At 45.8% G+C, this 21,356-nt stretch carries 18 protein-coding genes, 1 tRNA gene and 4 pseudogenes; 5 read left to right on the forward strand and 18 right to left on the reverse strand.

All coding sequences use genetic code 11. The annotated features are described in order from the left end of the window. Position 1: 1 nt before the first annotated feature. On the reverse strand, positions 2-3,052 hold the full coding sequence (gene fdnG / locus M2387_RS13465) for a formate dehydrogenase-N subunit alpha (protein WP_259050104.1): 3,051 nt from the start codon (positions 3,050-3,052) through the stop codon (positions 2-4). 371 nt (positions 3,053-3,423) lie between these two features. Here fdnG and M2387_RS13470 point away from each other — a divergent pair. After that, positions 3,424-3,500: transfer RNA gene (locus M2387_RS13470), tRNA-Arg, on the forward strand. Between the two features lie 15 nt (positions 3,501-3,515). Here the strand turns inward: M2387_RS13470 and M2387_RS13475 are convergent. From M2387_RS13475 to M2387_RS13525, 11 genes and pseudogenes are all read right to left on the reverse strand, one after another. After that, a pseudogene (locus M2387_RS13475) lies at positions 3,516-3,623 on the reverse strand (hypothetical protein); the annotation flags it as partial. Between the two features lie 146 nt (positions 3,624-3,769). Further along, a pseudogene (locus M2387_RS13480) lies at positions 3,770-3,874 on the reverse strand (IS6 family transposase); the annotation flags it as partial. A gap of 51 nt (positions 3,875-3,925) precedes the next feature. Further along, positions 3,926-4,822: a hypothetical protein gene (locus M2387_RS13485; protein ID WP_259050105.1), complete on the reverse strand. Its 897-nt coding sequence runs from the start codon at positions 4,820-4,822 to the stop codon at positions 3,926-3,928. A 387-nt stretch (positions 4,823-5,209) separates the two neighbouring features. Then, the gene (locus tag M2387_RS13490) at positions 5,210-6,328 is read right to left on the reverse strand and encodes an SPOR domain-containing protein (RefSeq protein WP_259050107.1); all 1,119 of its coding nucleotides are present in this window, start codon (positions 6,326-6,328) and stop codon (positions 5,210-5,212) included. Between the two features lies 1 nt (position 6,329). Further along, positions 6,330-9,065 (reverse strand): fimbria/pilus outer membrane usher protein, encoded by a 2,736-nt coding sequence (locus M2387_RS13495; RefSeq protein WP_259050109.1) that lies wholly within the window; start codon positions 9,063-9,065, stop codon positions 6,330-6,332. A 33-nt stretch (positions 9,066-9,098) separates the two neighbouring features. Continuing rightward, a complete protein-coding gene (locus M2387_RS13500; RefSeq protein WP_259050110.1) occupies positions 9,099-9,935 on the reverse strand; it encodes a fimbrial biogenesis chaperone in 837 nt (278 codons plus the stop codon). Then, positions 9,932-10,696, reverse strand: coding sequence for a fimbrial biogenesis chaperone (locus M2387_RS13505; RefSeq protein ID WP_259050111.1), 765 nt, complete (start codon positions 10,694-10,696; stop codon positions 9,932-9,934). The genes M2387_RS13500 and M2387_RS13505 overlap by 4 nt, the downstream gene beginning before the upstream one ends. 2 nt (positions 10,697-10,698) lie before the next feature. Beyond that, complete coding sequence (locus M2387_RS13510; protein ID WP_259050112.1) at positions 10,699-11,352, reverse strand: hypothetical protein; 654 nt, start codon at positions 11,350-11,352, stop codon at positions 10,699-10,701. Positions 11,353-11,368: 16 nt separating this feature from the next. After that, on the reverse strand, positions 11,369-11,983 hold the full coding sequence (locus M2387_RS13515; RefSeq protein WP_259050113.1) for a fimbrial protein: 615 nt from the start codon (positions 11,981-11,983) through the stop codon (positions 11,369-11,371). Further along, positions 11,967-12,659, reverse strand: coding sequence for a fimbrial biogenesis chaperone (locus M2387_RS13520; RefSeq protein ID WP_259050114.1), 693 nt, complete (start codon positions 12,657-12,659; stop codon positions 11,967-11,969). The genes M2387_RS13515 and M2387_RS13520 overlap by 17 nt, the downstream gene beginning before the upstream one ends. A gap of 149 nt (positions 12,660-12,808) precedes the next feature. After that, entirely contained in the window at positions 12,809-13,396 is a 588-nt protein-coding gene (locus M2387_RS13525) for a type 1 fimbrial protein (protein ID WP_259050115.1), read from the reverse strand. 1,123 nt (positions 13,397-14,519) lie between these two features. Between M2387_RS13525 and M2387_RS13530 the strand changes: the two are divergent. Further along, a pseudogene (locus tag M2387_RS13530) lies at positions 14,520-14,654 on the forward strand (hypothetical protein); the annotation flags it as partial. Positions 14,655-14,757: 103 nt separating this feature from the next. On the opposite strand, the pseudogene M2387_RS13535 reads toward M2387_RS13530, so the two are convergent. The 3 genes and pseudogenes from M2387_RS13535 to M2387_RS13545 form a co-directional block, all read right to left on the reverse strand. Further along, positions 14,758-15,151, reverse strand: a pseudogene (locus M2387_RS13535) (IS3 family transposase); the annotation flags it as partial. A gap of 303 nt (positions 15,152-15,454) precedes the next feature. Further along, entirely contained in the window at positions 15,455-15,649 is a 195-nt protein-coding gene (locus tag M2387_RS13540) for an MBL fold metallo-hydrolase (RefSeq protein WP_310572777.1), read from the reverse strand. Beyond that, positions 15,639-15,845, reverse strand: coding sequence for a Rossmann-fold NAD(P)-binding domain-containing protein (locus tag M2387_RS13545; RefSeq protein WP_259050116.1), 207 nt, complete (start codon positions 15,843-15,845; stop codon positions 15,639-15,641). The genes M2387_RS13540 and M2387_RS13545 overlap by 11 nt, the downstream gene beginning before the upstream one ends. 111 nt (positions 15,846-15,956) lie before the next feature. On the opposite strand from M2387_RS13545, the gene M2387_RS13550 reads away from it, so the two are divergent. Beyond that, a complete protein-coding gene (locus M2387_RS13550; RefSeq protein ID WP_259050117.1) occupies positions 15,957-16,208 on the forward strand; it encodes a type 2 periplasmic-binding domain-containing protein in 252 nt (83 codons plus the stop codon). A 257-nt stretch (positions 16,209-16,465) separates the two neighbouring features. Here M2387_RS13550 and M2387_RS13555 read toward each other — a convergent pair whose 3' ends face one another. Further along, positions 16,466-17,341, reverse strand: a complete 876-nt coding sequence (locus M2387_RS13555) for a LysR family transcriptional regulator (protein WP_259050118.1) — start codon at positions 17,339-17,341, stop codon at positions 16,466-16,468. 108 nt (positions 17,342-17,449) lie between these two features. On the opposite strand from M2387_RS13555, the gene eamB reads away from it, so the two are divergent. Next, a complete protein-coding gene (gene eamB, locus M2387_RS13560) occupies positions 17,450-18,037 on the forward strand; it encodes a cysteine/O-acetylserine transporter (protein WP_259050119.1) in 588 nt (195 codons plus the stop codon). A 16-nt stretch (positions 18,038-18,053) separates the two neighbouring features. Then, positions 18,054-18,521, forward strand: coding sequence for a RidA family protein (locus M2387_RS13565; protein ID WP_259050121.1), 468 nt, complete (start codon positions 18,054-18,056; stop codon positions 18,519-18,521). 41 nt (positions 18,522-18,562) lie between these two features. Here M2387_RS13565 and M2387_RS13570 read toward each other — a convergent pair whose 3' ends face one another. Together M2387_RS13570 and M2387_RS13575 are read right to left on the reverse strand one after the other, a co-directional pair. After that, a complete protein-coding gene (locus M2387_RS13570) occupies positions 18,563-19,207 on the reverse strand; it encodes an MOSC domain-containing protein (RefSeq protein WP_259050122.1) in 645 nt (214 codons plus the stop codon). A gap of 72 nt (positions 19,208-19,279) precedes the next feature. Further along, positions 19,280-21,253, reverse strand: coding sequence for a TonB-dependent receptor plug domain-containing protein (locus tag M2387_RS13575; RefSeq protein WP_409040057.1), 1,974 nt, complete (start codon positions 21,251-21,253; stop codon positions 19,280-19,282). Between the last annotated feature and the right edge of the window lie 103 nt (positions 21,254-21,356).

Here is a 21,356-nt window from a genome sequence, read left to right on the forward strand (position 1 = left end):
TTTACGCTCGCTCAATGTTGACCAGAAACGCCTTGTACTCCGGCGTTTGTGAATTGGCATCACCCACTGATGGCGTCAGCGTATTAGCGAGGAAACCTTTACGTGTTGCCCCCTCAAAACCCCAGTGGCAAGGAATACCCACGGTTTCAATCCGCTTACCGTCAATCGTCAGCGTTTGTAGTCGTTTCGTTACCACTGCCCGGGCTTTGATAAAGCCACGTTTTGACATCACTTTCACCGAATCACCCGCAGCAATACCTTTACTGCTGGCCAGGGTTTCACTTATCTCAATGAACTGTTCTGGCTGAGCAATCGCGTTGAGAAGCGCGTGTTTTGTCCAGTGGCGGAATAACTCCGTAATAGAATAGGTAGTCGCCACATACGGGAAGGCCTCTGCTTTGCCCATATTCGCCATATCATCAGGGAAAATACGCGCCACAGGACTAGAAATAACGTTAGGATGCAGCGGGTTGTTGTCTATTGGCGACTCAATCGGTTCGTAGTGTTCCGGGAACGGCCCGTCATTCATTTTGTCGATGGAGAACAGACGAGCAACACCTTCCGGATTCATAATGAAAGGCCCGACATGACTGCCCGGTGCCGCCTGACTGTAATCGGCCACATCCATCCCGGTCCATTTTTTCCCATCCCAGTGCAGTAACGCCCGTTTTGCATCCCAGGGTTTTCCGGCAGGATCGGCAGAAGCGCGGTTGTAGAGAATGCGGCGGTTAGCAGGCCATGACCACGACCATCCGGGCGTACAGCCAAGCCCATAAGGATCGCTGTTATCGTTATTGGCCATTTGGTTCCCCTGCTCGGTCCAGCTTCCACAGTAAACCCAGCAGAAACTACTGGTGGAACCATCATCGCGTAACTGCGCAAAACTACTCAGTTGTTGTCCTTTTTTAGCGATAAGCTGCCCATTAACGTCGTAAAGATCTTCGAGTGCCTGACCGTTGGCCTCACGGGCAATCTCTTCCGGATGCGGGTCATACGGGTCTTTGTAATTCCAGTTGATATTTAGCAGGGGTTGCGGATTCGCCCCACCTTCCTGCCGGTAAAGCTCTCGCAGGCGCATAAATAAGCGACCGAGAATTTTCCCGTCGTGTAAGGCTTCGCCAGGCGGTTCTGCCGCTGCCCAATGCCACTGCAACCAACGCCCGGAGTTAGCAATTGAGCCGTTTTCCTCTGCAAAACACGAGGAAGGCAGACGGAAAATTTCAGTCTGAATATCCTCTGGTTTAACATCATTCATCTCACCGTGGTGCTGCCAGAAGTTCGAAGACTCGGTGACCAGCGGATCGATAACCACCATATATTTCAGTTTTGAAAGCGCACGGGACGATTTATTCTTATCCGGGAAGGCGGCCAGCGGGTTAAAACCCTGGACGATATAACCGTTAATCTTACCTTCCAGCATTAGCTGGGCCTGAGTCATCACGTCATAGAGACGATCCCATTTAGGTAGCCAGTTGTAGCCCCAGTTATTCTCTGCTGTCGCATTATCACCCCAGAAGCTTTTCATCATACTGACGAAAAACTTAGGCGTGTTTTGCCAGTAGTTAACTTCATCCACGCCCAGTGCAGGCGGGGTTATTTGAGAGATATAGGCCTGATAGTCGGTCTGTTTTTCTGAAGGCAGCGGCATATAGCCGGGCAGATTGGTTGATAGCAGGCCAAGATCGGTATAACCCTGAATATTTGAGTGCCCGCGTAAGGCATTTACGCCGCCGCCCATCATGCCGATATTCCCCAGCAGCAGCTGCAACATCGCGGCGGCACGAATAATCTGCGCTCCGGCGGTATGGTGCGTCCATCCCAGCGCGTAGAGGATAGTCGCAGTGCGATCCGGCACGCTGGTACTGGCGAGAATTTCACAAATTTGATTGAAATCGGCCAGCGACGTACCACACAGGCGATTCACCATTTCAGGCGTATAGCGTGCCACGTGGGTTTTCAGCAAATTCCAGACACAGCGCGGATGATTCAGGGTTTCATCACGTAAAGCATTCCCCTTTTCATCAACCTGATAGAACCAGCTGGACTTATCATACTGTCGTTTTTCTTCATCATAACCGCTGAATAGTCCGTCATTAAATTGGTAATCATCGCGGATAAGCAGGCTGGCGTTGGTGTAATGGCGCACATACTCATGCTGCACTTGGTTATGCTCTATCAGATAACGAATCACTCCAAGTAAAAACGCAGTATCCGAGCCTGCACGAATTGGCGCATACAGGTCAGCCACCGCGGCGCTGCGGTTAAAGCGAGGATCAACCACCACTACCGTGGCGTCATTTTTAGTCTGGGCTTCAATCACCCATTTAAAACCCACAGGATGCGCTTCCGCCGCGTTGCCGCCCATAATCAGCACCACGTTGGCATTCTTAATATCGACCCAGTTATTGGTCATCGCTCCACGACCAAAAGTCGGAGCAAGAGCGGCAACAGTGGGGCCATGACACAGTCGTGCCTGGCAGTCGATAGCGACCATGCCTAAGCCACGCGTAAACTTCCCGTCCAGAATACCGGTTTCATTACTGGCGGCTGAAGAACACAGCATACCGGTAGTAGTCCAGCGGTTAACGGTCACACCCTGCGCATTTTTCTCAATGAAGTTGGCATCGCGATCGTCTTTCATAAGACGGGCGATACGGTTAATCGCCTCGTCCCAGCTGATGCGCACCCATTTATCCGACCCCGGCGCACGGTATTCAGGATATTGCAGGCGCGTCTCACTATTAATATAGTCTAGTACCCCGGCACCTTTCGGACACAACGAGCCACGGCTGACGGGATGATCCGGGTCGCCCTCAATATGATAGATACTTTCTCTGACGTTTTTGGCCGTATCGCCAAGGCTGTACATCAGCATGCCACAGCCTACCGAGCAGTAAGTGCAGTTATTACGTGTCTCTTTTGCTTTTAAGAGTTTGTATTGACGGGTTTCCGCCTGAGCGGAAAAAGAGGTTAAAAATCCGAGAGATGCAACAGTTGTTCCTGCCATGCCTCCCGCGCAAACGCGAAAGAACTGTCTACGGCTAAACTCCATGTATTCTCCAGCTTAAACTTAAGACGTGAAAAAGGTGCACAGATTATAAGGTTAAGCAGGATGAGAGACCATTGATCCAATAGGGGTATTAAGAGAGAACAATAGAGTAATACTGCGAACCAGAAGCTTGCCTGTTCCTGCGGCATGAATATCGCGGTTAAAACTTGCCCGTATTCAGATCAAATCCCCAGGATACAACCTGCCCTAACCTACAAAATAACTGATTCCGGACAGGTTACTTTCAAGTTCCACCTGTTTATGCTTAATTGTTGCGCAGGTGATTGAAAAGTAATTGACTCCAGAGGCGTTGACCGTATAATTCCCCTCGCACTAACAGGCCTCTGCCCTGTTAGCTGCCAGCATACCCCAATGCGCCCTTAGCTCAGTTGGATAGAGCAACGGCCTTCTAAGCCGTAGGTCACAGGTTCGAGCCCTGTAGGGCGTACCATTTAGAATAAATTACTTACGCTAACTTTAAACCCGTCTGATTTCCTCCTTGTGTCGTATTTGTGTCGTTAACCCCAAAAATATCGTCAATTTTACGGATGTATTCCGTGAAATGAAGATGTGCCGCCCACATTTATCGCTGGGTTACCAGACCCCAGCTGAATGTGCAACAGACTGGAAAAATGAAGAAAAACTGAACGACATGACTAACCGAAGGTTGCATTTAATCCTGTGGAGAGGTCAGAGGAATTACCTCGCGGTAATCCCTCTGATAAACCAGCGGCAGGTGGTTGAACGGTGAACCGAAATTCCCCGCGCGGGCAATATATCCCTGACGCCGGTATAGCTTAGAGGGGTTGAGCCATACCGGCGTAAACCCTAAAGAATGGCAAAAAAGAAGGCTCATTATTTAAGGCCCATACACCGCTATCGGTATACAACCCCCAGCGTTACTGCCCCGGAATAATTTCCCGGAAGCGTATTATTTGTTGTGCAGGCATACCATTGGACTGGCACACTGGCACTGGTGGATGTACCCGAAAGCGCCGTGACCGTGTATCCGGGCAATTGTGATGATGGGTTAAACAGAACAGAACTCGAGGGATTGCCCGCTGAGCAATTCTTTGAGGGTGAGCTTCCGAGCTCGCCACGCACGACAATCCCTGTTCCATCGATATTTGATTTATTGGTTTCATTATTGATTAAACCGAGTCCGTATCCGTCCGTCGTGGCTGCTCCTGTTATCCCCGTCGCACGGATATAGGCGCGGGCAGTTACGGAGCTGCCAGCACAATTAATGGATAATGCATCAGACACGGATGCTGAAACAGCCTGGGAAGTCGATAAGTTATCAAAAACAACAGCGTTATTTCCGGCACTGATTGTACAAGGCGGGGCCTGAACAATCAGCCTGTCGCCTGTATAAATAATTTGCTTACCGGCTATGATAGCTTCAGTACCTATTGATGTCCCCTGATTAAAAAATAGTTGCGTTAAATTATATGTTCCGTAAGGAACGTTTGGGCTGATATAGGCCCAAAGGGTTAAGTTTAATGTCGCCGGTACGTTTCCGATAGCAGAGTTTGCAGCGCCACCATAATATATGTTCCCGCTCGTGGGTGCTCCTGCCGGATAGAGACAATTACTTGCAATACTTGCAGCTGATGCAGAAGAAGAGCTTAATTTACCCTGGCTGTCCCAAACACCGTTAATTGAGTAAATATTTTTTTTATTGTTAACGTCTGTTGTAGATGTACCTATATTAACTTTTGCACCGGAGCTGGTTCCAGTTACTCCGACAACAATATCATTTCGTCCACTCACAGCCGCGGTTCCCGTATATCCATTTACGGTCGCAGGCGTCTGGCATACCGCACTACTGGGACCAGACGTTGTTAACCCTCCTCCTGACATCCGTAAAGAATATGTTGAATATGTGACAGTTGTCCCCGCTCCCCCGCTGAGTGTTCCGTTTATGGTCGTCAGATTCATCATACTGCCGGGGAAAACAATATAATCAGTAGCGAAGACCGGTGAAGACAAAAAGAATGCCGCTCCCGGTAATACGCCTGCAAATAACCGGTGTCGTGTAGTACGGCTGAATATTGATATAAAAAGGGATAGGGTGAATTTTCTCATTATCCTTAATCCTGTCATTAATAATGCTGAAAACAAATAATAAAACGTATTTACTACAAATAGCCGCGCTGGTCAGAGAATTAATTCTGACTGTACTTGCCCGAGAGAGCGTATCCATGGGGTATTTTTCCGGAAAATTACCGGTAACTCATTTATAGCCTGACGTGCGGCAAACTTTGTCGGGTATTCTCCGGCCACTAACACATACCACGGCTGGTTATGACGAACTGTTTTATACACAAGATAATTTTTAAGAAGGGCATTCTTTGCACTGATATATAACCCCCCGGGAGTCGCTGCACTTGCAAGCTGTACTGTATAATGATCCTTTGATGCTGTGCGCAGATCCCCGGCTGAACCCGTATTTTTCCCGGGCGCCGTTCCCCTATTTTTTCCGGATTGCTTATCCGGTGCCGTACTCAGGCTTCCTCCGGTAATGTGTTCCTGATGAGAACTGATTTCCTGCGAGACCTTTTCCTTTAACGGTGGCTCCTGCAAAGTGGCCGGCAGCTCTCCCTGCTCATCAACAGAAAGCGATGCCTGTATTACGGCACCGGCAGAACCGGAAGACTGCTTTTTTGCTTTAAACGCAGCGATAACATTCCTGAACTGCTTTATCAGAGAATACGCCGCCGAATTCCATTGCTGCCTGAATTTTTCTGTACGCGATACAGCACCTGTATCCGCAACCTCTTCTGCCACGCTTGTGTCAGCGCCGTATACTGCGGGTAAACGGTCACAGTCTGATAAAAAGGGTACCTGATAAATTTCAGGCTGCGGCCGGGCTTCAGATTCGAGGGCCGATAAGGCTTGTTCGGCCATTAATTTCACATCGCCATCATGCTGCTGGCTGTGTGCCCGCTGTAACCACCACAGCGCGCACCCCGGATTTTGTTCTCCGCCGATACCATCATAAAACATGACCCCCAGGTTATACTGAGCCAGCGGAACCCCCTGTAGTGCCGCCTGATGTATCCAGTAACGCCCCAATTCAATATTTTGTTTAACTCCTTCGCCATTAATATAAGCAACACCCGCCTGATACAGCGCCCATGGCGGTATTTCTGCCGGAGAAAATACCGGAGTATTTCTTTCTTTCAACTCAGGCGGCTTGGCGGATACCATCACTGAATAAATAAGCGGCCCCGTTAACAACCAACTGAAATACAGGTAAGAGCATCTTTTCAGCATATTACGGGGTATCCTGCTTCTCAGCTAACAGCCTCTTTGGCGTTACAGGCGGTGTTAATGGCATTTCCGTTGTCGCAGCTACAGGTTCATTTATTAACAACGGTTTGATTGCCGCAGGTTCACTCGTCACTCCGGTCTGGCTCCGGGATAAACACTGTAAAGTCACCTGACGAATCCCCATATCCGGACTGAGTTTTAATTTGCCGATATTAAATGAGGCAGTGCAATGCTGTGAGGAATCCTGCCCCCATTTAACCAAAACCCTTCCCGACTCAGGCAACCCTGCCATATAAACCTGGCCACCGTCGCCCACAATAGAACTGTTTTCCTGATTTGATTTTTCACTCATTAACGATGCTACAGCACCAAAAGGAACGGCCGTTTTATTCTGTTTGAGGGTCATCAGAACTTGATAACCAACGCGAGTGGCGAATGTTGCCTTAACCACGGCTCCCTTCGTCGGATACACATTGATATTCGACTGAACTAATTCCACATCATCAGGTAAGGTTCCCGGATCAAGTCCAACACTGTTTTTGGTATACGCCGAAAGATAAGGAGCAATTGCGTATCCGCGCCAGTCTGTGAATGTATTTCCGTTCATAACACGTACTCCCGGAGCATCAGGCGCACTGATAAGCGCGATCGGGTCGCCAAGAGTCCGGGACAATGTAATGCCCTCTGAATGAATAACCAGCCCCCCACCGGCATTCATATTTATGCTGCGGGAGTCATCACTGTAACTGTAGCCTGCACTTAATGTACCTTTACTGCCCTGGTATCCTGCATTCAGGTTACTGTTTGCTGCCTGTCCTTGATTACCCCAACTTTGAGACAAGTTGTAGTTCACACCGCTGTCAGGTAAATAACCATTCAGTCCTGCCTGATTCTGTGTTCGCCCATGATTATCATGATTAACTGAACTCGTGGCATAGACAGATTGCAGTGCAGGCGAAGGGCCGAATAGGCTGAACGGAATGTTAACGCTGACAGAGAGCTGGCGGTTTTCAGGCCATTCCCCTGAATCGCTCTTCACCCGGTCAATGTTATAATGAATGCCATAATTAATGCCCCTGACATTATTACTGTAACCTAATGCCAATCCTGTCAGTGTCCGATCGCTGCCCCAGTAATCATCCTGGCTGGCACGGAAACTCAGTGAACCCCAGTCCCCCATTTGCTGGCTGAGCTGAGTCTGAAAACTACTGCGCCGGCGCTGTATCGACCATGGACTCACACCATCACTTAACTTATATCCCTCACTGTTAAATTCATTGAAACTATAATAATGTTCCGTTGAGTACCGCAATGCTGTTAAATCGACTGATGTTCCGGTTGATAACATACTTTTTGAATAGCGTAACCGGTAAGATTGTCCCGTCTGTGTATTTCCGTGTTCAAACTGAGAGGACGAGTGAGTGATATCCGCAGACATTGCGCCAATATCACCCAGCGATACTCCCATGCCTCCACTGGCAGCATGATAATCCCGGGATAATAATGTTCCCCCGTATACCGTGATATTTTTGGGCAACCCATAAACCCCAGTGAGTAGTATAAAATCTGCATCCCGTGATTTGCTGGTATAGCTGCCGTTATAACGTCCGCCGGTCAGCTCATATTTCCATCCGCCGGGACGCAACATCATCGGTAAGGAGGAATAAGGCACAATAAACTGGCGAGTAGTCCCATCCGCTTCTGTCACGGTGACATCATAGTCACCCGACATTCCGGACTGCTGAATATCATTAATGGAGAAAGGCCCGGGCGCCACATACGTCTCGTAGACAATATTTCCGTTCTGCCGGACGGTGATACGGGCATTGCTGTTGGCAATACCGCTGATAACCGGGGCAAACCCCCGCAGCTGATTCGGCAGCATCTGTTCGTCGGAACTGAGTTTTATGCCTTTAAAAGGTATTCCGTCAATAATCTCACTGCCCGTACTGCTTTCGCCCGCTAAAAGAGTTGAACGTAGCCCTTTGATATCACGAGATAAATAGGTATTTGAGAACTGGGTCTGTGAATGGCTATAAGAGGTATTATTCCCGCCGCTGTTATTAGCATGTGAGTGTGTCATCGTGCTACGCAGCCGCCACGGACCGGCATTGGCCCCCATACGGAATGAGGCAAATACGTTATCATTAGTCGTTTTTTGTTGCCCTGAGGTACTTGTTGTCCGGCCTGCACTGATATTATAGTTTGCCAGCAGTGCCGGAATACCCTCTTCCCATAAATCAGGTGTAGCCCAATTACCATACGATTGTTGCATTGAAATTTGCGGAACACTGATATCGAGGCGTAAACGCGCTAAATTCAGCTTAGTGACGGCCTGAGGAATATATTCAGCCAAATTCTCTATTACTGTTTGTGGTGACAGATTTTTGAGTTCCGGAACATGATTAACATCAATCCCCCATTGCTCTAACTGAGACAATGTCAGTAAAGGTACGATCTGCCCCTGAGCATTTTTCTGAAAATTAAGCGCCATTTCTCCGACACTCTGCTGATTCATGAAAACAGTAACAGTATATTCCCCTTCAGCCACACCACCCGGATTAGCAAATGCAGATAGATCTACCTGTGTATTTTCTCCCAGAAAAGCGGGATCAAAATAATCCTCAGCCCAGGCTGAAGAATATCCCCCTAAACACAGAGCAATCACTAACGGATGATAAATAAAAATATTGTTATCGGACCGGCGGTGAATAAGCGCCGCATAATTAAACTTGGCCATACCTGATATATCCTCTGCAATGTGATCTTTTAATTATTGTTTTTCATTATTCAAAGCCCGGGTCATGGGCTCAGTCGGCACACCATAATCATCAAGCAATTGCCAGCGCACTTCATCAGAGGAGGCTGTATCCGGCAAAGCGTATAATTGTTGTCCGAAAGGCGGAACCATCCGGAATAATTCTTTATCCTCAATGGCTTTTCCACCCACTGACAATGAATCAAACGTGGCATAAAAAGACGTCGGATTAATAACCACAAGCTGAGTTCCCTGGCGTTGGAATTGTAATGACTCTGCAATATCCCGGGCGTTATATACCGGCAATCCTTCCGGACGATAAAATAGCTTTAAGGTATTTTGTAATGCCAAGATAATATTAGCCTGTCCTTTTTTATGGTTTACCTCGGATTTACTTTGAGCCGGTATTGCTTTAATTTGAAGCGCAAAAACAGACTCACGATCCGTTGGTAACGTATTCCGAATCCTGAGGATACGTAAGGTGATTTTTTCTCCACCGCCTAAGCGCTCCAAAGGCGGAAGCACAACAAAAGGGGATGACAATGTTGTATCTGTCTCTGTAATATCAACGGGATCTGACAACTCAGAGAGCCATGTATCAATACGTGACTGCAATAAATACACAGTTCGCGTATCATTTGTTACCTCAAACGTTACACCTTTGCGCTCTTTTTCAGTATAAATAATACGTGTAGATTGCAGAGTGATACCATTTCGTTCATTTATATTTCCGGCCCACGTTTGCAGGCTTACCAAAATCAATAATACTCCGGAAAAAAAATATAGGCTCTTGCCCGCTATATACTGTAGCACCCAAGAATGACTGTCTTTCCTGTTCACAGTAATTTTCATGGTATTTCCTTCATAGAGGAAATAGATTGTAAGTAAGTTTTGCTCACTGCTCCATAATCGTTAATAACGGTATATTTTGCTTCTTCACTCTTTCCGTTAACATGATATGTTTTCTTTGAAAACGGGGCTATCATTGCACCCAATTTCTCCAACTCAATATTTTTACCTTTGAGATTCAGCGTATTTAAAGTCAGGTAATACGGTGTCGGGTTTTCCATCACCACAGTATCTTTATAAGTCTGAAATACGAGTTTATTTTGTGCCTCGTGGGCAGTCATTGCTAATTTAGTCGGGCGGTAAAACAGCTTAATCAGAGTCTGTATACCCACTGAAACCTGGGCTGTTACCGCTGATTCATCCGATTTCCCGGAAGGGGTTGTTGAAGGTATAGCCAAAAAACTCAGATAAAATACCGATTCACGATCATCCGGCAGGTTTGTTGTCCCCTGAGATAAAATACGCACCCTGTACTGACTTTGTGGTTCTAATCTGAACAAAGGCGGTATAACCAAAAACGGAACACTATTCTTATCCTGTTTATTCTGATCGGTGCTATTCAATACTTCCGCTTTGACTAAATACAGTTTGTCACTTAAATTCTGGATCCCTGCCGTTGTACTTTTTTCTCCCTCAGTAAAAATTACTCTTGTCTGAGGTAATCTCAGTCCTTCAGCAGCCTGAATTGATAGAGGAAGACAAAGTAAAGCAATATAAAACAGAACCGTTAATCCGGAGAGGTGTCGCATATATATTCTTTTCATGTTCAATCATAAGCTAATTGAAAAGTAACAGTAGATTTAAACGAACCTACTTCATGATCCGGTGCACTGCTGCAAGGTGAATAACTGCCGCATGATAACTGAGCAGTTATATTTAATGAGGTACCATTCAGTGAAGAAATAGTATTCCCCGGTTTCGCCTGAATAACCCCACCTCCCTGCGAACCTCCAACCACTGCAATATTGGCATTATCTGCAAATAAAGGTTGACCACTGACCGATAACTTCAGGCCATAACCATTTGCGGTATATTCACCTGAAGGATTAGGTTGATCTGCAAAATAGTAATCAGCGCCCCCTAATTGTATCGTTCTTCCTTTAACCATTATTTTCGGCAGCGCTGTTGTAAAACTTTGATTACTACACTCATTAAAAGAAATAGTTAATCCACCCGGATAGGTCACGCCATCACCTACTAATCCGGTAGACTGTAATCCGGTCCCATCACTGGTGAAATCGATTGTTGAAGGCACAGTCATTGTGCAAGTTGGTGCGATAAAGGTTGCTGAAAAATTAATGGTTACTGAATCAGTATCCGCTTTTGCAACAGTATTTAAGCCGCAGACTGCAAACAAACAAAACAGAAATGTTCCGGCATCACGCAAGGATAACGGATGACATAAATCTGAAAGCCTCATTCTGACTCTCTCTGAATTACGGGATAATCCCCGTGATGGTTAACGTTGCCTGAAAAGTGCCGGGGATAGTGTTGCTGCTGTCTGTCAGACCGACCAATCCAACCCATAACACCTGATTTACAGTAAAGTCATTGCTGTCATTTAACGGAATCAACGACATCGTATCTCCATTCGCAATCGCTTTGCCTGCAAGACCTTCAGCATAAAAATTATTCAGCGATGGTGACGTATCACGTTCGGCAACCGAAGTGGCGGGCTGTATCATAAAACCGACCCCGTTGGTTCCGCCCGGCCATTTACTGTCATTATCAAGAAAAATCAGATTATTTGACGCGTAGGGCGTTGTCCCGGATATCATCACCTGAGGAGTAACCGCATAATTACAGGTCACGACGGCCGAAACCGGCTGGATTTCCACGGCCTTTCCGGGCGAGAAATCTGCGGCAATCCGCGGCCTGAATGTCAGAACAGGCTCACTGTTATAATGCAGGCTGCAACTGCCGTCGGTAATGGTGGCAATAAACTGTGTTGTCTGTGCCGTCCCCACCGGGGTCTCTGCGGTGGCCTGAATACTGCAGGAGAGCAGATATATGCTGATAAAAACCCGGTGGTAATTATTGTATTTTTCCATGAAAACCTTCCAGTCCACCGTAATCATTGATAGCCTGCCAGTGAACTTCTCCCCTGAGCGGCGCATCCGCAAAAAACGTCTCACCGTAAGGTGCAATCATATTTTGCTCCCGCTGCCCGCGGATATTGACCGGCTTACCGTTCACTTTCAGGTTGCTGAGGGTGATATAATACGGAGTCGGATTCGTCACTTTCAGCCGATTGCCCGCCGCAGAAAACCGCAGTTGCCCCATGGCTTCTTTTTGTGTAACCGGTAATCCGTAAGGACGGTAAAACAGCTTGATAATATTACCGGTAGCCACATTCAGAACGCCTTCGGGTGCCGAAAACTCCATTTGGGAAGATTGCGATGCAGGCAGAGCTGCCACACGCAGATAAAAAAGAGACTCTTTGTTCTGAGGAAGTATGTTGCCCTTTTTTATTACCCGCAGCTGGTTCGTACTTCCTGGCTCTAACCGGAAAAGTGCCGGTGACAATACAAAAGGTACGGACGTATCATGACCGTCAATATCCCGGAATATCTGGGCTTTGACCAAAAAAGGGGACGTTGAATTTTCGTCACTGCGCACACCGATACTGCTGCCCGCTTCCTGAGTTCCGTTTACGCCTGAAACAATGAGACGAGTGGCAGTAAGTGAGACGCCTGCAACGGAAAATACAGACCATAACGCCATCATTAAAGCGATCCCGGTGCAGCAAACTGTCCGGAGAGGAAAAAAACGCATATTCCAGGTTCCTGTCAACTGATAAGCCAAATCCTCAGGATATGCCCGGAACAGATACGGTGTTTTAGCGCCGTATCTGCTCTCCCGGGCATTAACTGAAATTACTCTGACGCATACGCAATAATGACAGGTGCGGTATATAAACCGGCAGTCGGTGCAGCAACTGTTGAAGCCATTGCAACGTTAAAGGTATATGACGCTCCACCCGGAGTAATAGCGCCGCCTTCATCTTTAATATAACCGGTAGCGTCCAGTGGAACGGTACCATCATTTTTAATGGCATCCGCAGAGGTGGTTCCGCCGGTTTTTAAAACCATAAATCCAGTGCTTGAGTCATTGCCCACAAAAATATTGTTATTACCGTTCGCGGCAGTTGTCCCTGAGATATATAAATTCCCGGTACCAGCGGTAGAGTTTTTATCGCCGCAGTTTTTCAGCGTCACGACCATAGGTACCGGCGTACCTGTCACGTTATTTACGGTGGAGGTGAAGTCACCGGTAAGATGCATGCCGGTATTAACTGTTGTTCCGCCAGGAATTCCGTTGACATCAATATCGCAGGTTACTGCTGAAATAATACCACTGAGGGTGACATTCGCAGTATTTTGCGCAGCCGCATTTGCACTAAAATTAAAACCCATTGTTGCCATTAATACAGCAACAGGTAATAAACTATTTTTTAAAGTCATATAAGACACCTTTTTATTTAATTGAAAGACAAGTTGCACAAAAAAACACAATAACGACTACCATCCAGATGACCGGATTAATGATAAAAACAACCCATAATATGGTTATGCATTCAAGATGCAGATCTAGCCATTACAGCTAACGATCACCGAAAATTAATTAATTAAAACCCAATTAAACTCATTCAATTCCTGAAACTGGCACGTACGGATAAAGTCACGATAAAAAATAATCGATATTAAGTTGCCAAACGAACTAATTCCCATAAGGTCAATTCATTAACAGGCTTTACCGATCACAGATAGAAACCTCAATTTCAGCCTAATATTTACTGGTAAATATCTATTTACCACAACCTTATCATCCATGACTTATTTCCGTATTACCGCCTTATTTGTTTTCAGGAATATATATCAGAAAACGCATTAACGCATAATTGTTTATAACGTTTAAAACATTAAGTTCGATAGATTTCGACAATCAATAACAGAAAATCGATCGCCATATGTGATCAATAAGGCATGTTATTAGCATGGTTTATTTTCCGTAAGTAGCTAATAGTTATATAAAAATAAAAAAATAGCACTGAAGGTTAAAAAAAATAAAAAAGTAATTCAAGGATCATACATCCAAAAAACAATATTAAACGGTAACTAAACAATGAATGAAAAGATAGGATACGCTGCAAAAAGCATTTTGATATTAGCCTGATTTTTCATTTTCAAAGACTACATTTTCGGGTCAATTACAGAAAAATTCTCAGTCACTGACAGCGTGATTTACATTTCCCTCGGGATAAACTCCATGCTTAGCAGAAAAATTTTCTCATGCTATTTTCATATTTTTAACCATAGTGGTTAGTTTTTTTAGCAAACAACATGAGGATGGAAACACCAGGATGCCATGGTCTTTTTTTGAGTATTAAGGCCAGGTGTTATCTTTATTTAATGATATAGCATCAGATCTCACCCGGGTAACACGCCGTGTCTTTTAGAATTTGCAACATGAATATTTCAACTACCTTGTTTATTTTATCAAAAACATATCGAAAAAAATTACGGTTGACTCTCCAATGATTCGAAATCATTCGATAATAAGAAAATTCCGATTGCTATTAATTATATACGCAGACTGCAAGGAAGGTACTGTTGCAAACATTATCCTTTCGCTGTTCGCTGGTATTGTAAATACGGCATCAGTTATCGCGAACGCCAGGAAATGCTCACTGAACAGAGCGTCAATGTTGACAACTCCACTACAATATAGCCAGTGAAGTGTTAGGGAGAAATGAACGCAATTATATTTTATCTCGATAGAGAATACTGAAACTCAAGCCGCAAACATCATGCTCAAAGACCTATTGATCCAGTGCATAGCTGGCAAATTCCGGTCCCTGAACGATTCTTATCGTCGCCGGATAGCCACGAAACAGCATGATGCGGTCCAGAATTAGCGTGACTTGTACGCCTGAGATCCCGAATGCTGCGGTAATTGTCAGCCATTCTTTCGTGAAATCATCCACGCAGGTCAAGCATTTTATCCTGCGACTGGCGGTCAGTGCATCGATAACGAAACCCATCGACCTGGTCATGTTCGCCGTCCCTGGCGCAGAAGCGGAAACCGTTCGATCGCCAGCCCTTTACGACGTCGTCTGCGTTCAAATACCAGCTCAGTGATCGTCCTGATAAATGTGCATCAGTAGATGGACGCTGAGAGTCATAGCGGCAGGTCGACAGGGACAATTCTGTAAACCTCACCACACAGAGCCACGGAAGCAAAACTTTTCCACGTTAAATCGCTTATCGTCCCGTAGATTCGCTGATTATTGCTGTCAATCAACTGTGATAGCTCTACAGGAAGTAATACTGTTATTTATCCGCGGATTTACTTTTCCCTCAATGTTTTTCAACTGAAGGCTTAAGATATTCAATGCCCTCACCAATCTCAGGTATTGATAACGAAACACTCTGCTGATTTGCTAATTCCACGATACTGTTAAAGGGTGCATCCCAAGTATGGAAAGCCAAATCAAAAGTTGCATTATGTATCGGGAACAACTATTTACCTTTAAGATCTTTGAATGCTTTAATGGTGTCTTCAGGGAATATATGAATATCTCTCCAGCCTTGATCGTAAGCGCCAGTTTCCAGAAATACCATATCAAAAGGCCTAAAGACTTCACCAATTTTACTGAAGCCATCAAAGTAACCAGAATCTCCGCCGAAAAAGAGCCGGAAATCATCAGACAGGATGACCCACGACGTCCATAGCTAAGCGATGACTGGACTGGAAACCCATCACCACGCTGGAGCCACCGGGAGCGATAGCCTGACCAAATTTCTCAAACAATACGGCACTGCCGTATAAATCAACACGAATGAGATCCTGCGCTTTTGCCTGAGAAGGTGATAATCCTGCTGTGTGGATAATCCCTTTCACTTCCGCCATATCGCAGGCTGTTTTTACTAGTTCCTGTATAGACTCGCGTGAACCAACATCTACTGTGGTTGTAGTCGCTTCGAATTATTATTTCTTACTGTCCCTGATAATCGATTTATCGTGAAGACAATTCATCCTGTTGGTATCTGTATCGTTGCCGCACCAGCGTTAATTAAGCGCCTGGGGATGCCTGATTCTCTACGCACTCTGCAACTTGAGTATCCGCTCAGTGCTCTGAGTAATAGTAATTCTGGCCGAATATGGCTGTGGCAGTTTACCGATGGCCATTCTTTCTTTCCTGAAAAACCTCTCTTTATCGCCCAGGACATCGGTAGCGAGCTGGCTGCAGCACTAGCCAATTACACGATATAACCGTACGACCCTATTTACAGCGTAGAGAACTGATAAATCTATTCCCGGATATGAATTACTCTCTTTATCAGTTTTATATCTTCCGCCTCCATTAACCGCTTATGCCTATGCGTACCCTGGTTGTTTTTGACAATTTTATTAAAGTGTTACATGAGCGGTTTAGTGAAAACTTTATTTCCTGGCGGAAAACAATCCAAATAATTTAATCGACCACAGGCTGCGTTACTACAGAGTAGTGTGACCACCATTTTATATATTCATGCAAAGCACTCATGCATACATTCGGCGAAAACCCTCATCGCAGGGCTAACGGTTCTGTCTATATGATGAGCATATAATGCCGTTATTTCCTGTGGCTTACCGGTAAAAGGTAATTCTTTTAATATTCCGGACGCTAATTCCTGTTCAACAGAAAATCGGGGTAAATAGGAAACGCCGAGGTTACTTGCCACGCATTTTTTTATGCTTTCAATACTCCAGAGTTCAATCGTATTTTCAAGAGTAATACAGCGCTCTCGTAAAGTGCTTTCAAAAATCTGCCGAAATATGCATTCTGGTTCATTAATAATAAAACTGACAGGGATATGCTGTGATGTTTTTATGAAGTCCAGGTCTTCACATAAAGGAGAGGCAACCAGGACCAGGGATTGCTCCCCCAGGTTTTCCATATGGAGCGATTCATCTTTACCCACCCGGTAGAAAATCCCTAAATCTGCGGCATCCGATAGCAGGGCATCACGTATCGCATAGCAATTCATGGATTGCAGAAACAGCCGTACTTGGGGAGCTTTCATTCTAAAATGCTGGAGAACGACGGGCATTTTGTAAGCCAGTAGCGTTTCTCCTACTACCACTCTGAGATCCCCTGTCGGCTCCGTATCTTGTTGAGCTAATTGCCTTATCCCCTGCAGAACCCGAGTGAGTTCATGCACTTCAGGTAACAGTTTTTTCCCCGCAGGCGTTAAGATCATTCGACGACCAATCTTTTCAAAGAGCTGAACGGCGAGCTCTTGTTCCAGTTGCTGAATATGAAAGGTGACCGTTGATTGGGTGCAATAGAGCTTTTGAGCGGCCTTAGCAAAAGAGCCTTCTTCAACGACGGTTTTGAAGGTAATAAAACGACGTAAATCCATTGAGAGCCTCTCTTACTCATCAATATTATGAAAGAAAAGCATTCAATATATTCATTATTTTGTTGTTTTCTGTTGCGCTAATATGTTGCAAAAATCAGGAGAAAACAAGTGACATCAACGATCATTGCAGGCTTTTTTACTTATACGCTTATTACCGCTTTGACACCCGGCCCTAATAATATCCTTGCGTTAAGCTCGGTCAATCATCATGGTCTCCAGCGTAGTCTCAGAGTACTGGCGGGCATGAGCGCGGGCTTTCTTATTATTATGTTTTTATGTGCCATATTCACAGTTACATTAATAAGCCTGCTTCCATCGATGACTGGCTGGCTTACCTGGGTGGGCGCCATCTATATTCTTTGGCTTGCATGGAAAATAGCTAATAGCCAGCCACCTTCTTCAGGTAATAATGAAAAACCACTCAGTTTTTGGGTAAGTTTCTGGCTGCAATTTGCAAACGTTAAGATTATTCTTTACGGTATCACTGCGCTTTCTACCTTTATACTGCCTTATACTCATGATGTCTATAATGTGATTGCTGTCAGCCTTCTGCTTGCTCTTATTGGATGTTTCGGTAATTTTGTCTGGGCATTAGCGGGGCATTTGTTCCAGTCTATTTTTCAACGCCATGGACGCGTCGTTAACATCACTCTGGCTTTATTACTTGTCTATTGTGCTGTAAGAATGTTTATTTAATTGAAAAGGAAAAATAATGAACCGCATTGAACTGGATGATCGCCTTGCATATCTTGGTATTGCTCATACTGAAGCCAGAAAAGCATTCGCTAATTATGTCCCTGCTGTTATTGCCGGAGATTTTCTTTTTATCTCCGGCCAGGTCGCATTTATAGACGGCGCCCCCTTTGCGCCTGGGCGGGTCGGAAAAGAAATCAGTATTGAGCAGGCAAAAGAAGCTGCGCGCCTGTGTGCATTGGCAGTTGTGGCGCAGATTCGTGCCCATCTCTCAGATAACCGGAGGTTGATCCGGGTCTGTTCAGTGCAGGGATTTGTTCATGCTGATACTGAGTTTTCCGATCACGCAGAGGTCATCAACGGTGCATCAGACTTACTGGTTGAAGTCTTCGGTGATAAAGGCCGGCACAGCCGCACAGCCGTAGGTGTCGCAAGCTTACCTTTTCGTTGTCCCGTTGAATTATCCGCGGTCATTCAAATTGAATGATAAATTCCACAGTGGTGTTCATACCCCTGTGGAACTAAGCGTTACATCAGATCCAGTCTTGCCTGAACCTCATTTTTCCAGGCGGCGGCGAGTAAATTCAGTTTGCTCAACGCTTCCAAATCACCGACAGAAGCATCGGGGTTAAAGATGATTTTCTGCACGCGACTCAGCGGCCAGTCGCTATGGGGGCGTTCAACAAGAGTGATGATATTACCTGCCTGAATTTCCCCCATCTGCAGCACGCGATAGAACCATCCATTGCGGGATTGCTGATGCATCAGTTCAGGCGCATCCGGGTCATGCAAACGTTCAGCCATAGTGCCGCAAGCAACCCGGCCCCAGGATAGTTGTAGTAATGCCGATCCCACACGAAAGATATCGCCAATACAGACGGTATTCTCAGTAATGCCTCGGGTAGCAAGATTCTCACCGAAGATGCCCGGCGTTTTAAATAACTGAACGTTCCCCGCATAACGAGTACGCCAGAAATCATAATGCTCAAGCGCGTAGTTCATGATGGCGCAGTCAGGATCATCAAAATACTCTTTGTGCCCGTCTGCGGTTTCAAGTCCATGCATTCCGACATAAACCCGGCCGTCAGCCGTTTTTTTTTGTCGTGTTCCGTCAGCCATACGCTGGTGACATAAAATAACATCCAGAGTGGCAACCTGAGGTTGAACGTTCATTTTTTATTCCTGTAGCTCTAATGCTTAACGGGGATAAATCATTATCAATCCCCCGTAAATACGGGGGATTAATCAGAATTTATATTCGACGCCAGCCCAATAGTTACGCCCTTCTTCGACGAAACCTTCGGTATAGGCATAGGCGGTATCGAACACATTATTGACGGAGGCATTAACGCTAAGGCCTTTGACAATCATGTAATCAACCCGGGTATTGGTAACAGAGAACCCAGCTGCTTTTTGGCTGCCATCGCTGTTGCTATAGCTTGAAGAACGGGCCTCTTCAGACAAGGTCAGGCTGAGAGGTTCCCATGGGGTGTAAGTCACCCATGCGACCGCCGTTTGATTAGGAAGCCCGGTGACTTTACCGACCTCTTTATCCTTAACATCGCTACGAATGAGGCCGTAACTAAAGCCAATTTTCACCTCATCCAGAATGCGCCCGTTAATACCTAAATCGAGGCCGGTATAGTCGATGCGTCCGCTATTACGGTTTTGTACCGTACCGGCATCAATATTTTGCGCGAGAATGGCATCGCTCACGCGGTTGTAATAGATACTCGCCTCATAACCCCAGTCTTCACCGATATACCCGGTATAAGTGAGATCAAGGCTGCGCGCACGCTCTGCCTTCAGGTTAGGATTCACCAGGGCGACTTGCCCGAATGCCGGACGGGATGTGGTATAACGCTCTTTAAGCGTCGGGAAGCGACTACGATCGGAAAAGGATAGCGCAATATCATCCCGATTATCGAAGTGATATTTCGTCATCGCCTGCCAGTTAAAGGCATTTTGATTGTTGCTGGCATAATGGGTAATGGTGCCATTTTTCTCGTGCTTCATGCCTTCCAGGCTATCCCGCCAGTCGTAGCTTATTCCGGTAACAACATCCCACCGCTCATCGACAGCCCACTGATATTCACTGGATAGCGACCAGGTGCGGTCTTTGTAACGGTCATAATCGGCATCGCGAGCGCCCTGCTCCCGGTGAACATCTTCTTTCCAGTGCGCTGCAAATGAAAGCTGGTCATTTTCACGCATATTAGCCGACAATTGCAGACCTGCCCCATCGGTATAATCGTCATAATGACTATAGGAATCTTTTTTATTTTTCAGGTCGCTAAGCGAGTTATACATTAACAGAGTATTTTTAAAGGTATCCCGATAGAGTCGGCTTTTCACCGTGAATGTATCATCAAGTTTGGTTGTTCCCTGGTAGTAATAACTCTCTTTATCATATTCCGGCCACTGCCAGTATTTAGGTTTTTGATCGCTGGTTCCGGCATAAGGCGGGTTTTCTTTTTCACCCTCTTGTTTGATATAAGTGAAGACATATTCGTCATCTTCACGTGGTGTAAACCCGATTTTCACAATCCCGCGTTTATCGTCAGATTTTGAGTTAGCACGTTTGCCATCAGCACCCGCCACGCTGTTATTTACGCTATCTGGCAAACCAACAAAACGCTGTTTGAGCTGACTTCCGCTAACTTGCAAATAGCCCAGGTCAGCTTTCATTCCCAGTGAAGCAGAGGTATCAAAAGCATTATCTTTGCCACGCGCCCATCCCTGGCGATAGCTCATATTGCCTTCAAAATCCTTTGTGGGTTTTGTTGTGGTTAAGTTAATTGAGCCGCCCATTTGGTTTGGGCCTTGCAGTAATGAGGTATAGCCTTTGGAGACTTCCAGTGAAGAAAGGTTTGAAGTAAGGAAGCGCCCTAAATCCAGATTACCATCATAAGGAACGTAAATAGGGACACCGTCATAAAAAACAGGAACTTGGCGGTTATCGAACCCGCGTACGCGTACCTGCAATTCATTACGTCCCCCCGATTTTTGCAAAGTCACACCGGGAACCAGGGACAGAGCATCCGCTACATTCGTCTTATCGAGATGGGTGATGGTCTTTTGAGTAATAATATCGCTGGTATTGGCAACAGAGCTGCCCCAGACCGTCATAACATCGTCGCCATCGGCCGCATATACACTGACGGTAATACCTTCTGACATTCCCAGAACCATTGCTATATATAAAGCTGTTTTTCTCATTTTCATAATAATTACCCGAACTAATATGTTAATTTAAATACAGAAATCCTGTCACTGATGACGGTCTATAAGCCGCCTTTCAATATGAGTTTTTTTAATTTGG

The sequence above is a fragment of the Klebsiella sp. BIGb0407 genome, assembly GCF_024807845.1.
Classification (GTDB): Bacteria; Pseudomonadota; Gammaproteobacteria; order Enterobacterales; family Enterobacteriaceae; genus JGM124.

Coding starts and splice junctions, on each gene's coding strand:
- M2387_RS13515 (WP_259050113.1), bottom strand. CDS start 11,983: ATGGAAAAATACAATAATTACCACCGGGTTTTTATCAGCATATATCTG.
- M2387_RS13545 (WP_259050116.1), bottom strand. CDS start 15,845: ATGGCGGAAGTGAAAGGGATTATCCACACAGCAGGATTATCACCTTCT.
- M2387_RS13500 (WP_259050110.1), bottom strand. CDS start 9,935: ATGAAAATTACTGTGAACAGGAAAGACAGTCATTCTTGGGTGCTACAG.
- M2387_RS13520 (WP_259050114.1), bottom strand. CDS start 12,659: ATGATGGCGTTATGGTCTGTATTTTCCGTTGCAGGCGTCTCACTTACT.
- M2387_RS13525 (WP_259050115.1), bottom strand. CDS start 13,396: ATGACTTTAAAAAATAGTTTATTACCTGTTGCTGTATTAATGGCAACA.
- M2387_RS13555 (WP_259050118.1), bottom strand. CDS start 17,341: ATGGATTTACGTCGTTTTATTACCTTCAAAACCGTCGTTGAAGAAGGC.
- M2387_RS13570 (WP_259050122.1), bottom strand. CDS start 19,207: ATGAACGTTCAACCTCAGGTTGCCACTCTGGATGTTATTTTATGTCAC.
- M2387_RS13495 (WP_259050109.1), bottom strand. CDS start 9,065: ATGGCCAAGTTTAATTATGCGGCGCTTATTCACCGCCGGTCCGATAAC.
- M2387_RS13490 (WP_259050107.1), bottom strand. CDS start 6,328: ATGCTGAAAAGATGCTCTTACCTGTATTTCAGTTGGTTGTTAACGGGG.
- fdnG (WP_259050104.1), bottom strand. CDS start 3,052: ATGGAGTTTAGCCGTAGACAGTTCTTTCGCGTTTGCGCGGGAGGCATG.
- M2387_RS13575 (WP_409040057.1), bottom strand. CDS start 21,253: ATGAGAAAAACAGCTTTATATATAGCAATGGTTCTGGGAATGTCAGAA.
- M2387_RS13565 (WP_259050121.1), top strand. CDS start 18,054: ATGAACCGCATTGAACTGGATGATCGCCTTGCATATCTTGGTATTGCT.
- M2387_RS13505 (WP_259050111.1), bottom strand. CDS start 10,696: ATGAAAAGAATATATATGCGACACCTCTCCGGATTAACGGTTCTGTTT.
- M2387_RS13510 (WP_259050112.1), bottom strand. CDS start 11,352: ATGAGGCTTTCAGATTTATGTCATCCGTTATCCTTGCGTGATGCCGGA.